Source organism: Pedobacter immunditicola (assembly GCF_037482985.1).
In the GTDB taxonomy this organism is placed as follows: Bacteria; Bacteroidota; Bacteroidia; order Sphingobacteriales; family Sphingobacteriaceae; genus Pedobacter; species Pedobacter immunditicola.
Map to the genome: position 1 here is coordinate 51043 of NZ_JBBHKC010000009.1, position 13006 is coordinate 64048.

Here is a 13006-nt window from a genome sequence, read left to right on the forward strand (position 1 = left end):
TATTATCGATTCTAAGGTACAATGATAAATTCATTGTTTGAGAGGCATTCGAATTCCATAACCTTCAGCCTCACATCAAGTTAGTTTTATATATTAAAAAAGCGGTGTGGTTTATGACAACCTAGACTTGAACATTATCAAAATTCCAGGGAATAGAGAGAATCAAACATTTCCAATCCTACTGCAACCGAAGACTTTATCATTCTATCCTTTTTAGGAGCAGGGAAAATCCTGCTTCTTTCGAGCTTAGTTATTTTAATGTGATAAGCTACGTTTTAGTTCGCTATATTAGATCAATGTTCTCAATATGCAATTGAGCTAACTGAATAGCTATTTCAAAATGTCGATATATCAAAAGATTGGTTGTGGAGTAACTTTGCTGGCGATTGGTATGTTTTTATTAGGCGTTGCCATGTTTACCTATCAAGGGCCACAACTAAGCCCCATTATACTTCAACTAGGAAAGTACTCGTTCATACTGTGGTTACCCGCCTTAATAATGGGAATAATTCTATTGTGTATAGGGAAAAGTAAAGAATAGCAGTGCTTTCCTGAAGTTAGCACCGTCATTTAAAACGACGAATTAACTTTGCGTACTTTGAACGATCTAATTTAGGTAAGCAGTACAGCCCGCTTACCAGGATTGCCCAAGGTATCAAAAAACCGTGGAATTAAGAGACGATCCCAAATAACCAGGGAATAAAAAGATGGATTATTATCGAATTTATCATTAATTACAACGTCCATTATTTGTTACGGATTATCGCAGTGACCTGTTCAATCCAGTCACTGCCAGGACTTAGCTTTAAGTCTGGCTCCACGCCAATTTCCTCATAAGGAAGATAGTTACCGCTATCCTTCATGTCCGTTATATAAAATGTGTACTTACCGCTTGGGAGTTTAACTGAATTTCCGAAATTGTTGCCGTAAGTCAGCGTTCCGTTAGTCGTTTCGCCAAGTACCACAACGTTCTTATATCCTTTCAACTTCAATACGAATTGTTCCGCATTACTAACAGTCTGGCGGTTAACAATTATGAAAAGCTTACAATCTTCCGCATATTTTTTCAGCAACGATAAAAACATACCTGATGATTTAAATCCTCCACCGGGATTGTTTCTAAGATCAACAATCAAACTTTTCGACGTTATAGAATCCTTAATTCGATCATAGAACACTTCCGCTTTCTTAATATCATTGTTCGACGTCCGGAAACTACTAAGCCGAAGATATTGAATATCGGGGCCAAGTGTTTTTAGCCCAAATTCAGGTTTATCTAACAGGGATGCATAATTTACTGGAGAGCCCTTTTTGGTACCAAAAAGCAACTTGCCATTTATCAACTTTTCATTTCTTACAAAAAACAGATCTTTATTATACAAATTGGCGTATACACCTCTGTAACCATCCTGTGTATGTTTAACTAATAACACCGCCATTTCACCAATTGACCAGATAGGTAGTGACGAAGACAATATTACTCCAATTAAGCTGTCTTTATTCGATGTAGAGTACACACCTATTTTAAAGCGATCGCCTTGATAATAGATTCCCTCTGGACTCTTCAGCGGCTTTGATAGCAATTGTTCCTCTAAAGAGTCAAGATTCATTGCTGAGATGGGGTATCGTTTATGCGATGAAATCTCCTTATTGGAAACCTGATACAGACCAAGATGATTGTCTTTTATCGGCCATAACAGAGACGACAACTTATATAGACTATCAAATGCATTTGATTGTGGCGATTCAATCTTTAATCGCTCAAATTGCAAATCATACCCTGACTTTCTTTGTCCCGTGATCTGATCCTTGTATGAGGGTGTTTTTTTAATAGCATCGTAAAATACTTGCAAATCATCCTTGTATGTGCTTTGGGCTATGACCTCAAAAGAGGTTGTAGTTAAGATTAAAGAGAAAAGAGAAGCTTTAAGATAGTTTGAGAGCATAAATACAATGGTTCAATTTATATTGATTTAAAGATATTGTTTTAAGATAACCATTCACAGCGTCTGAAAATAAAAGTGAGAAACAAAGCTGACAACAACGTTCTCCCACTATCATTAAACGGTAGAATTCTGAGACACTAGCTTGCGCCTTATCAAATAACCAGGGAATAATGAGAACAGTTCAGCTTTTTCTATATTAAGGAATTTATTGAAATAGTTTAAGGGTTAAATTATGTCTAACAGCCGATCTTTGATTCAAAATTATAGCCGTTAAACGAACAACAATATGAAGAACTTAAAACTAACGATTGTAACTTGCCTGCTGTTAAGCACCGGAAGTCTATATGCACAAACATTAAAACTTAGCAAAAGTATTCTCGAACCTATTCAGGTGTCTATGTCTGTAGAAAAGCTAATGGGCAGAGATGTGGTAAAAGTTATCAAAGATTCCACAATAAAAGCGTTCGACGAACCAACGTTTGTAAGAATAAAAGGAAGCGATTTCAAAAACGGAACAATTGAAGTGAAGGTATTAAGTCGGCTAACGAAATCCGCTCCGGCATACTCCCGCGGTTTTATTGGGATTGCTTTCCATATCAACGAGAACAATTCGAAATTCGAGAGCATTTATTTGCGGCCTACCAATGGACGGGCAGAAAATCAGGTAAGGCGTAACCATTCTATCCAATATTATTCTTATCCCAACTACAAGTTTGACAGACTTCGAAAGGAAGCTCCAGAAATGTATGAATCTTATGCGGACATGACTTTAAACGAGTGGATCACCATGAAAATAGTTGTAGAGGGAAAAGAAGCAAGACTTTACCTTAACGACAACAAACACCCTTCCTTGATCGTAAACGACCTAAAGTTAGGCGAAAATGTTTCGGGTGCTATTGGCTTATTCGTGGATGTTGGCACCGAAGGATATTTCAGCGATTTAAAAGTCTACAAGCAAAACTAATGTAGCTCTAATTTCGTTAATTATTCCACTTTTGAGGACAACCGATGCGTAAGCTTACCGGCTACTGGAATAATGATGAAAGCCGCCAGGTAAGCTACAGGAAACATAACCATCCAGGCATTGAGGGCTTTTGAAAACAAACCGGCTACAAAGCCGTGATTCCGTGCAATTCCAACAAAAGCCATAATTAAGGTCATAGGAAACACTACAAACAAGGTATTAATGTACTTTAAATATTTTTTCTTCATTTTTCAGAGTTGGGGCGGGGGATAATCCATTTATGGTAAAACCACGATTTTTCCAGCACCAGAATTAGTTTCCATGAAACGATGCGCTTGCGAAATCTCGTCCAATACAAATGAACGATTAATATTTAGATGAACGTTACCAGCTTCAACTTCTTTGACAAACTGCTGATAATACTGCTGCCCAACACGTACTTGTCCGCTGTCATAAACAGTAAGGCATACTGTAGCCGGAATAACATCCATAGGAGCAAAATCGTTAAGTGACCATTGTTCCGATAACATACCGGTCATACATACCATTCCACCTAAAGAAGCACAACGTAGTGAATCGGGCAGTGTAGCGGTTCCTACGAGTTCCAATACCTTATCTACACCCTGTGGTCGTATAACTTTAAGCTTGTCCTCCAATTTACCGTCGTCAATGATTACCTCGTCAGCACCGTTATCCAGTAATAGTTGCTGTTTATCTTTATTACGGGTAGTAGCTATAACCTGCAGACCGGCACTTTTCGCTATTTGGGTGGCTAGCATCCCTATGGAAGAAGTGCCGCCTCTTATAAGTAATGTTTCTCCCTCCTTGATTTTTAAAGCCAGATGAAGTGAGCCATACACTGTTTGGAACATCTCGGGAATGGCGCCCAGCAGTTCCCAACTTAGCTCACTTTCAAAGGGGATCAGCAATGATTCAGGTAGCAAAGCGAACTCCGCTTAACTGCCATCAAAGTCTCTACCCATACCACCCATAAAGGCCGCCACTTTTTGCCCAACCTGCAATCCGCCTGAAGGATCTGTTACTACCTCCCCAACACATTCAATACCCAGCACCCTGGGAAATTTCACGTTTGGGGAAAGTCCTTTCCGAGTCATTAACTCCGAGCGGTTGAGACCAAAAGCTCGCACCTTAACAAGTACCCATCCTTGTATCGGGATTGGTACTTCTCGTTCTTCCAGAATAAAATTATCCCATGCTCCGGGATTATAAAGGACTGCTGCTTTCATCATCGTAAAGCGATTTTCTGATTAACCTGCATTAACATTGTTGAAAATATAACGAAATATTTTCCAATGCTCCTGCTCTTTTTGAAGTACAAAGAAGTCTCTACTTCCCTTAGTGGTCTTTTCACCTGTTGCTAACTTTGTAATGGTGGTTTGAGCGGCTGCTTGCACGAATGCGTAATTGCCGTCAATAGTTGTTTCCTGCACAGCAAATTCTATTGAATAAGCAACTTTTTTGAACAGGTTTTTGGAGTCTCGATCCAAATCGTTCCGGCTTATGTTCTTTCTTCCATTTGGCATGAAAACCGCCCTTTGCGTATAGAAATTTGGCATAAGACTACCATTGCCAGCATTAATTGCTTCAGCATATTTGTTTAGCAACGACTCAACTGCTTGTTTTTCTTGTTGTGTATCCATTTCAACTTTAAAATTTAATTAGTGTTTACAGCCTGTAATCAGCTACAGTATGAAATTTGATTTTATCTCCATGAAGTAGAAAGGTATCCGTACCCAAGGGTATTTTTGCAGCAGCAGATTCACTAGCCCAGACAATGTAGGCAAGTTCTCCGCTGATGGTTAGCTGTTGCATTTCGAAAGCAGAGCCAGTTGGGATCGCAATAAAAAATGCTTCGAAAAACTTATGTATTTCAGCCAGTCCTTTCAAAGGACCTTCAGGTGTAAAAAGTTCAGATTCTTCAGTGTAATCTTTTATAATCTCATCCAGGTCATTTATTACCAAAGACGGTAAGGTGGTGAGTTAATACCTGACTTGTTATGGTTTCGTTAATTTCCATTTGTTAATTTTATTTATATAAATTATTTGTGTTATGTGTCTAGTTCAGAAAGGGTGTGATACTTGTCCAAAGCGCTGGAAAATTTACTAAAAAAGCGGGATGTGGTGCATTAGGAATGATGCTCAACTGGGCATTGGGAATCATTTTATAAGCCGCTATTACCGTCTCCAACGGTGCATTCTCATCTCGTTCACCAGCCATAATTAAAACCGGGCAATGAATAACATTAAATATTTCTTTCCCTACGCTGACAGCGTTATAGTATTGATTTACAATATAAAGCCATCGATCAAGTCTTTGCGGCTCTGGCATTAATGCCAGTTGTTGTTGTAGGTAGTGACTATCGATCTGTGCCAAGCTAGCACTATCAAGATTGAAAGTTCTACATGCTCGCCTCCATTCTCCTGCACCAATAGCAATTAACTTTTTGACCTCCTCTGGGAACATCCCCGCGAGATGATATCCGGTATAAGCCCCATCGCTGAATCCTAAAATAATTACGCTATTTTTTGTTACAGCCTGATAATAGCTGATACGTCCTTAGCCTTTCGTTGGTAGCTAGGTACTTCTGTACCCATCTCGGACTTACCATGTCCTCGGGTTGATACAGCAATAACCTGATATCGTTTTGAAAGGCTGTCTATAAATTGGGCCATTTCAAAAGTAGACCCAACAGTTCCTCCATGAAGGACTACAACCGGTTTTCCTTTACCATAAACTTCATAATAGATTTTAGCATCACCAGTATTTACATAATTACCCGCTTTTGGATTGTTTCCGTAAGGAATTGCATCCACAGGTGTTGTAGTTGTTTGCATAAAATGTCTTAGCTGCTTATGGTTTTGAGCGAAAGTGTCCAGGGACAAGAAAGCCAGTAAGAAAAATAATTTAGATGTTGCTTTCATAGATAAGCTATTAGCTAGGAACATTATTTTGTTTTGTTATACATGTAGCGGGCAATCTTCCATTGACCATCAGTTTTTTCGAACACAAATAGTTCGCGGTTTTCATCAGGAACGGTTTGTCCACTTGATTTAATGGTTAGTGACCCCTTTGAGGTAGATCTTGCAAATGCAGTATTACCATTTACCTGGATTTCAATGATATTAAATTTAAGATTGAAGGCGAAATTGTCAAACACATATTCGTATGTGCCTTTCACCTGTGCAGCACCATCGGACGTGGGCGCCCCATTTGCGATCAAAACACCATTATTAGTGAGTAGGCTGATTACCTTTTCGGCATTGGAAGCATTAAGTGCATCCTGATAAGAAAAGATAAGTTTCTCAATTGCTAATTTTTCAGCCAAAACTGCGGTAGTTATTTTGCTTTTAGCTGTATTAGACTGCGCGTATGCTTCTAATTGAACAAGAAATAATGAGGCCATGACCCCAACGGTTAATAACACTTTTTCATCGTATTTATCTGTTTATTTTACAATGTAAAAGTAGGACGCTCGAATTTAGTGAGCCTATAAACTAGTTTAAGAATTAAGACTTGTAACCGATTTTTTTTCTAATCTTACTTAAGAATTCTGGGGTCACTCCGAGGTAGGATGCGATTTCAGTGTTTGGCAAACGGTTTGACAATTGCGGATATTCTTCGAGAAAACTTAGATATTTTCCTTCAGCTGTTGAACTGATACTTTGCAACACCCTGTTTTGTAATTCTATAAATTTTCGCTCAATGATAATTCTAAAATTACGGTCGAACTTATGATAATGAGTATATAAATGTAGAAGGTCTGATTGCTTGATTTGCAAAACGGTAGATGGTTCAATGGCTTCAATATAAACTCCGGAAAGCTTTTGGGAGTAGAAGCTGGAAAGATCCGTAATCCAGTTTTCCTCAAATGCAAATTGCAAATTATGCTCTTTGCCTGCTTGATCTAGCGCATACATTTTTAAACAACCCCAAACCACAAAGCTAAAATGGCCACAAACATCACCTTGTTGAAGAATGAACCCACGACGTTTTATTTTTCGTTCTGTAAAACGTTGGCGTATTTGTTCAGCCTCAGTCTCATTAAGAGGAAAATACTTTTTAAAGTATTCAATCAATATTTCAATTGAAGTTTTTTCGATCACTATTTTTTTAAAGCTTTATTGATACGACAAAGTAGCAAAAAAAAATGATACTGGTTTGAAGTCTAGCAACAGCTCTAAGTTATGCCGGTGAAAAGCTCTAAATTTTTTATCAAAAAACCGTCGATTTCTTAGAAGAGTCTTTGCTCTTTTCAAAAAAACGAAGGTTTTTTGAGTGATCAACTTGCTTCATCAACGTTAATATAGATCTGAGTGGCTAAGCATTGATATAGGAGCTAACTGGCTCTTTGCACGGGCAAAACTATGCTTGGGTAAAAGCTTTAAAGTATTCTAAAAGAAAACAGAGCTTGCTTCCATCCCCATAGCCTATAAAATACTCTCCGTCTGAAGAAACTCTGAACCAATCGTCTTCGGATTCATCAACAAATTTTTCTGACAGTTGCCTCCCTTCCAATGAAGTACCAATCAAATCAATTTTAACAGACCATCCAGGTTATCCAATGTTTCTATTAAAATACCGGATGTATGTTCCCAATCCCCATTGCAATTATCCTTATACCATCCTGATATCCATCTTATTAAATCCATAAAAACTATTTTTATTTGGTGCAATCTTAATTTAACTACCGGTAGTATCTTTCTAAAGATTTTGATGTTTAGAAAATACATTTACATAGTTATCAAAAAGATTGATACTATGCTTGGAGAACAAGGTTATAAAGTGACTTCACCTAAATCTATAAATTATATTTGCGCTGGAAGCGATTTAAGAATAAAATGATCTGCCGATATAATCCGATGAAATCATTTAAGTTTTGAACTTAAGATAACCAAATTACAGCTTAGTATCCGTATATTCAGTTGTTTGGCATAATTCAAACGATATGAGATACAGGCTGTTGTTCTACCTATTTATACCATTTTCTATTTTGATGACGTTCACTAGCTGTACAGTTTTAACACCATTATCTTCAACTAACTCGCCAAAGGAAGAGAATCAGCAAGAGGAAATCTATGTTCTCAAAAACGTGAGTATCATTCCGATGACTGCCGAAAACAAAATCATCAAAAATGGTACGGTGGTAGTTAAAGACAAGAAAATTTTATCAATCAATCAACCTGTTCCTCCTAACGCAAAAATCATAGATGGGAGAGGTAAGTGGCTCATTCCCGGCCTTACCGATATGCATGTCCATAATCTGGCTGACATCAATTTTAGTGCAAATTATCCTACTAAAGGTGCGACACTCTTTGCAGACACTCAAAATTTTATGCTGCTTTATATAGCAAATGGCATTACAACGGTATTTGAATTAAATGCCAGGGTAGAACATTTCGGACAAAGGAATGAAATCATAAAGGGAAAAGTGATCGGTCCTCGGGTTGCACTGGCTTTTTTGATAGATCGAGGAGATGCATCAGGTAACGTTGCTAATACACCGGCTGAGGGTCGCCAAACGGTACGTATAGCAAAAGCGCAGGGTTATGAGTTTATTAAGCTTTATTCAGGGCTGAATATTGAAACTTTCAAAGCCGTCATTGACGAAGCTAATCAACAGGGGATGAAAGTTGTTGGACATATCCCCAATGCTTTCAGAGGCAAAATAGAGGAAGCGTTTGTTCCTCATTTTGATATGGTAGTTCATGCTGAAGAATATGCCAAAGAAAGCAAAAATTTAAGCGATGAAGATTCACGCCGTTTTGCACAATTTGCTAAAGAAAATCAAACTTGGCTGACTCCAACTTTAACAACGATGGAGAGAATAGCCTACCAGACACACTCACTCGATGGTATTCGTAATCTGCCCGGTCTTAAATATGTACATCCACTGATGCAAAGTAAATGGCTTACATCAAATCGCTATAATCAAGAAACAGACCCGAAACGTATTGACCGTATCGATAATATGACCAACTTTCATCTTCGCTTGGTAAAAGCCTTCAAAGAAGCCGGAGTTCCGATTGTTGCTGGAACAGATGCTGGAGTTTCAGGAGTAGTTTGGGGGTTTTCGCTTCATGATGAAATGGAGCTTTTGGTTAAAGCCGGGCTCAGTACAAATGAAGCACTGGCTTCAGCCACAAGATTACCTGCCACTTGGCTCGGACTTGAGGACAAAATTGGAACCGTTGAAGCTGGAAAGTATGCAGACCTTGTTTTGCTTGAAGCCAATCCATTAGACGATATAAAAAACACAAGAAAAATCTCCGGCGTTTTTGTAAATGGTAACTGGCTGGAAAAAGAAAAAATTGATGTAATGCTTGACGAACTAGAAAAGTGGAACAATGCTCATAAAGATAAATTTGACTGGAAAAAGAGGAATAATTATTAGATTAACCTGCTGAAGAGCACGATTTCAAACCTAAAGATAGTTTCAAAAAAAAGAGATTAATTATTTGGAATTAGAAGCACCTTAGCCCCCACATCAAAAATGATATTAAGGATGTTTTGTCATTCGTCAATGTCTTCAAATGTCAGCTGGTTTTCTGATTTACTTATGGATATTCGTCTAAATGTCGGTGCGTAACCTTCCTGTCCACTTGGCTGAAAATATTCTCTAACATATGAATTTTGAGTTTCATAATTATGAATAACCTTTGGCCCGAAATATCTGTCTTGATGTTGATAAAGTAGACTTTCCTTTTCGTAAGTCTGCGATTTAAAGTTTTTAGCACCTTTAATTTGTAAGATTGCACTTTGTTTGTCGTTCACTGATATATTCAAAGTAAAAGTGTGATAATAGTCGCCAATTGCAGACGTTGATTTATTTTCTTCCAAGTCAAACTTGTCTACTAATAAAATCTGCTGTTCTTCTACAAGTTCTCTGGCATTGTCGTTGCTGAAATGTTGGTCTTCAAAAACAACCCATAAAACAATTGTCAATACAAGCAGTCCAAAAATTATTGTTAAACATTTTCCTGTCTTAGGGTAGCCGATTTTTTTTTGGCACAAAATAAAATAAGCAAACAAGTCCGATTGGTAGTCCGACGAAAACAAGTGTAAAAATTCCTATAAGTATAATTTCGTCCAATTTCTATGTTATTGTCTGTTCGTGTTCTGTCTTTTAAAAACACCCTATAAATCTCATGTATGCAAAGCCATTTCAACTTTCTCTTTTATTGTAAATTTATTTAAACTGCAATCTATATTAGAGAACCATGGTTTATCGAGGAAACGGCTTGCAGTCTCTCAAAAAACGAGGGAATGGTGATAAGGAACTTCAATAAAGCTTCGTTTATTAGACAATTTTTCTCTTTGCCCTAATTGGTGCCAAAAAGAATTGAAAGCTGAGAGAAATTATCACTACAAGTTTTTGAGATAAGGCTTAAGCTTCGGAAACTCCGATTTCCAATAACGCCTTTGAATTTCAATAACGACCATCCCATTTCCTGCCCTATACCCATATATGGCAGCACCACCACCTTCCGTCTCAACTTTTAAAGATTTAATCGATTTTGGTTTGATTAAGCTATCAATCAATCTGCAATTTATAGTGTAGTGTTGATTGTTTATCATAACCAAACACCAGGGGCCAGGGGGTATCTTCGTAGCAAAACTTGGTGGAAGACTTTTTGACGGTTCTTGAGCGTACGCAAGCTTACCGTTAAGAGCAATTAAACATTGGAAAAGTATAAGTATAAGGAAATGTTTCTTCATATATACAAGATGTTCTGAATTTACTATTCTGTAAATTTACTTAGAAAATAAAATTCTGACGACAACATCATTCATCATTCTTTTGTTAATTTTTCGTTTCTACTAACAGATCTAGACTTCACCTCACTGATCTTAGTAAACTGGTGGACTAGTTCGTTTTTGAATTACTCTTTGTAAAAAATGCAATGACAAATTTCTTTGGTGATAATTATTTACTACTCAAGCTTATCTTTTAACCGTCGTTTTCTGAGAAAGTTTTTTGCCATTAAAGAGACCAGGAGGGTGAACAACGATATACGTTCGTATTGAGAGACGAACTTATATTTTGAATTCTTTTCATCCGATCAAGGCATTTGTCTCAATGCGCCACAATAGACTGATTTACAGGCGTTTTTTTAAAAGAAACGCTTGTAAATAAATAATTAATCTCTTAAGTTTAAGATGGTAATAGCTTTAACTTATGACGGGGACATTCATAAAGTATATCCTAACTTCTATTATTGTTTTTAATTATGTTATAGTAAGAGGGCAAGAGAATAAGTACGATTTATTTATTACTCAGGCTGACTCTCTTTTCAAAAAAGATGAGTTCCTGAGTTCCGCACTATCATATTCTAAGGCATTCGAAACTAACAAGTGGAGAGGGAGAATAGACCATAGGTATGGAGCAGCAATTGCGTGGGCAAAGGCCGGAGTTCCAGATAGTGCTCTTTTTCAATTGGAGAAGATTGTTAATTCTGGTAACTACATTGATTATAATCGATTAATTTCAGATTCAAGCTTCACATACTTACATAAAAATGGAAGGTGGAATATTATATTAAATAAGTTGAAGAAAATTGAACAAGCACAAGCTGTGGAGATCGACAAACCTCTTTCTGAGGAACTAGAAAGAGTGTTTGAGCAAGATCAGATGTATCGCGACTCCGTTGACAGTTTGTCAAAGCAAGAAGGTAATAATTCCGCTAAAGTGAACGAAGAAATAGCCAAGATGCTGAAGGTAGACTCTATCAACTTAAAGATAGTATCAGGCATTCTTGATAAATATGGATGGTTAGGGCCAAAAAGAGTGGGAAGAAAGGCAAGCATAGCAATTTTTCTAGTTATTCAGCATTCTGACTTAAATACCCAGTTAAAGTATTTACCTATGTTGAAGGCTGCCGTGTCCTACGGTGAAGTTGATGCCATCGACCTCGCATACTTACAGGATAGAATCCTATTACAACAAAATAAACGTCAAATATACGGCACACAGATAGGAGTAGTTCAATTAACCGGACAAAAATATGTATTACCACTTCTCGATCCTTTGAACGTAGACAAAAGGCGTGCTCAGATTGGTTTAGAACCGCTAGCGCAGTATCTAGCTGGCTTTAATATTGAATGGAATCCAAACGAATATGAAAACCTGTTATTGAAGCTTCATCGAGAAAACGGCATTAAACCGAAGAAATAATCATCATGATCAAGCTTATTCATAATACAAGTAAAAGGCGGTTTCCGAAAAGCCTTCAATGAGTAGGAGTTATATAATTGTGATTAATTATGAGAAAGTTAACAAGTCTGTCTGAGGACATGTTCAAAACCTTGGAACCAGACGAAATGAAGAGAATTAAAGGTGGTGTAACTTGGACTTACGCATCAATCCGAACTTTTGTTCCATATTCAGGAGATCACCATCATTATTCATCTTGACATTAAACAACAAAGGAGCTGTAGACCTAAGTTGCAATACTTGTAGTTGAGCAGCATTTAGGCGCGCCGCATAGTTTCCAGGAGGCAACTCCATAAAGGTAAATTATAAAAAAACGGTGGTTTCTTGATAATTTGCTTATTAAAGAAGTCTAGCCTAATTGTAAAATCGGTAAAAGAAAAACAGCAAATTATCAAGAAGTTCACACTCAAGCGGACCCTATTTTTATGCTATTTCGTTTATCAAATACTCATCATCAGAAATGGAGATTCCAATTTGATTAATGATATGAGTTTATAATAATGGACAAAAAAGAACCTATTAGGTGAGCAAGCTGCTTTTCTTCGTCTTGTCAATCAAATCCCAGCTAAATATTCATTATCACTCAAAACAGTAACTCTTTGTGATATAGAGGTTATAAACAAAATCTATATTTTTTATAATATCAATCAACTCTTCATTTAGATTCAAACTGTTCTAAAAGAATTTGTTACACTTTTTAAAGTAAACTGTGTAATTTTCACTTCTCCATAATTGAGGCATCATAGAAATTCAATGAACATAATAATCATTTGGCAACCCATGCAATAAATCAAGATGCAAATTATCTCAGAAGCCAACACCGTAGATTGGTCGTCCTGACGTTAACATGCCAGCACACTGAC

Annotated in this window: 14 protein-coding genes and 1 pseudogene; 3 read left to right on the top strand and 12 right to left on the bottom strand. The window is 37.2% G+C overall.

The annotated features are described in order from the left end of the window. Positions 1-746 precede the first annotated feature (746 nt). Positions 747-1946, bottom strand: a complete 1200-nt coding sequence (locus tag WG905_RS16060) for a S41 family peptidase (protein ID WP_339592763.1) — start codon at positions 1944-1946, stop codon at positions 747-749. Between the two features lie 286 nt (positions 1947-2232). Here WG905_RS16060 and WG905_RS16065 point away from each other — a divergent pair, with 286 nt between their 5' ends. Continuing rightward, positions 2233-2910, top strand: coding sequence for a hypothetical protein (locus WG905_RS16065; protein ID WP_339592764.1), 678 nt, complete (start codon positions 2233-2235; stop codon positions 2908-2910). A gap of 20 nt (positions 2911-2930) precedes the next feature. On the opposite strand, the gene WG905_RS16070 is transcribed toward WG905_RS16065, so the two are convergent. From WG905_RS16070 to WG905_RS19550, 10 genes and pseudogenes are all read right to left on the bottom strand, one after another. Beyond that, positions 2931-3158, bottom strand: a complete 228-nt coding sequence (locus tag WG905_RS16070; protein ID WP_339592765.1) for a DUF2798 domain-containing protein — start codon at positions 3156-3158, stop codon at positions 2931-2933. Between the two features lie 30 nt (positions 3159-3188). After that, complete coding sequence (locus WG905_RS16075) at positions 3189-3782, bottom strand: zinc-binding dehydrogenase (RefSeq protein ID WP_339592766.1); 594 nt, start codon at positions 3780-3782, stop codon at positions 3189-3191. 84 nt (positions 3783-3866) lie between these two features. Next, positions 3867-4160, bottom strand: a complete 294-nt coding sequence (locus tag WG905_RS16080; RefSeq protein WP_339592767.1) for an alcohol dehydrogenase catalytic domain-containing protein — start codon at positions 4158-4160, stop codon at positions 3867-3869. Positions 4161-4178: 18 nt separating this feature from the next. Next, positions 4179-4571, bottom strand: a complete 393-nt coding sequence (locus WG905_RS16085) for a YybH family protein (RefSeq protein ID WP_339592768.1) — start codon at positions 4569-4571, stop codon at positions 4179-4181. A gap of 25 nt (positions 4572-4596) precedes the next feature. Further along, the gene (locus tag WG905_RS16090) at positions 4597-4893 is read right to left on the bottom strand and encodes a nuclear transport factor 2 family protein (protein ID WP_339592769.1); all 297 of its coding nucleotides are present in this window, start codon (positions 4891-4893) and stop codon (positions 4597-4599) included. Positions 4894-4987: 94 nt separating this feature from the next. Then, positions 4988-5395 carry an alpha/beta fold hydrolase gene (locus tag WG905_RS16095; RefSeq protein WP_339592770.1) on the bottom strand — a complete coding sequence of 136 codons (408 nt, stop codon included), beginning with the start codon at positions 5393-5395 and terminating at the stop codon, positions 4988-4990. 65 nt (positions 5396-5460) lie between these two features. Further along, on the bottom strand, positions 5461-5853 hold the full coding sequence (locus WG905_RS16100; protein ID WP_339592771.1) for an alpha/beta fold hydrolase: 393 nt from the start codon (positions 5851-5853) through the stop codon (positions 5461-5463). A gap of 23 nt (positions 5854-5876) precedes the next feature. Next, positions 5877-6335: a YybH family protein gene (locus tag WG905_RS16105; RefSeq protein WP_339592772.1), complete on the bottom strand. Its 459-nt coding sequence runs from the start codon at positions 6333-6335 to the stop codon at positions 5877-5879. A gap of 103 nt (positions 6336-6438) precedes the next feature. After that, a complete protein-coding gene (locus WG905_RS16110) occupies positions 6439-7035 on the bottom strand; it encodes a Crp/Fnr family transcriptional regulator (RefSeq protein ID WP_339592773.1) in 597 nt (198 codons plus the stop codon). Positions 7036-7294: 259 nt separating this feature from the next. Further along, positions 7295-7662: pseudogene (locus WG905_RS19550) on the bottom strand (immunity 53 family protein). Positions 7663-7877: 215 nt separating this feature from the next. On the opposite strand from WG905_RS19550, the gene WG905_RS16115 reads away from it, so the two are divergent. Continuing rightward, positions 7878-9323, top strand: a complete 1446-nt coding sequence (locus tag WG905_RS16115) for an amidohydrolase family protein (protein WP_339592774.1) — start codon at positions 7878-7880, stop codon at positions 9321-9323. A 119-nt stretch (positions 9324-9442) separates the two neighbouring features. Here the strand turns inward: WG905_RS16115 and WG905_RS16120 are convergent, their stop codons facing one another. After that, on the bottom strand, positions 9443-9961 hold the full coding sequence (locus WG905_RS16120; RefSeq protein WP_339592775.1) for a hypothetical protein: 519 nt from the start codon (positions 9959-9961) through the stop codon (positions 9443-9445). Between the two features lie 1147 nt (positions 9962-11108). On the opposite strand from WG905_RS16120, the gene WG905_RS16125 reads away from it, so the two are divergent. Next, positions 11109-12104 (top strand): DUF6624 domain-containing protein, encoded by a 996-nt coding sequence (locus WG905_RS16125; RefSeq protein WP_339592776.1) that lies wholly within the window; start codon positions 11109-11111, stop codon positions 12102-12104. The last annotated feature ends 902 nt before the right edge of the window (positions 12105-13006 follow it).

What these genes read in the sequence shown, in the direction of transcription:
- WG905_RS16060 (WP_339592763.1), bottom strand. Translation starts at nt 1,946, where the DNA reads ATGCTCTCAAACTATCTTAAAGCTTCTCTTTTCTCTTTAATCTTAACT.
- WG905_RS16065 (WP_339592764.1), top strand. Translation starts at nt 2,233, where the DNA reads ATGAAGAACTTAAAACTAACGATTGTAACTTGCCTGCTGTTAAGCACC.
- WG905_RS16070 (WP_339592765.1), bottom strand. Translation starts at nt 3,158, where the DNA reads ATGAAGAAAAAATATTTAAAGTACATTAATACCTTGTTTGTAGTGTTT.
- WG905_RS16075 (WP_339592766.1), bottom strand. Translation starts at nt 3,782, where the DNA reads ATGTTCCAAACAGTGTATGGCTCACTTCATCTGGCTTTAAAAATCAAG.
- WG905_RS16080 (WP_339592767.1), bottom strand. Translation starts at nt 4,160, where the DNA reads ATGATGAAAGCAGCAGTCCTTTATAATCCCGGAGCATGGGATAATTTT.
- WG905_RS16085 (WP_339592768.1), bottom strand. Translation starts at nt 4,571, where the DNA reads ATGGATACACAACAAGAAAAACAAGCAGTTGAGTCGTTGCTAAACAAA.
- WG905_RS16095 (WP_339592770.1), bottom strand. Translation starts at nt 5,395, where the DNA reads ATGTTCCCAGAGGAGGTCAAAAAGTTAATTGCTATTGGTGCAGGAGAA.
- WG905_RS16100 (WP_339592771.1), bottom strand. Translation starts at nt 5,853, where the DNA reads ATGAAAGCAACATCTAAATTATTTTTCTTACTGGCTTTCTTGTCCCTG.
- WG905_RS16105 (WP_339592772.1), bottom strand. Translation starts at nt 6,335, where the DNA reads ATGGCCTCATTATTTCTTGTTCAATTAGAAGCATACGCGCAGTCTAAT.
- WG905_RS16115 (WP_339592774.1), top strand. Translation starts at nt 7,878, where the DNA reads ATGAGATACAGGCTGTTGTTCTACCTATTTATACCATTTTCTATTTTG.
- WG905_RS16125 (WP_339592776.1), top strand. Translation starts at nt 11,109, where the DNA reads ATGACGGGGACATTCATAAAGTATATCCTAACTTCTATTATTGTTTTT.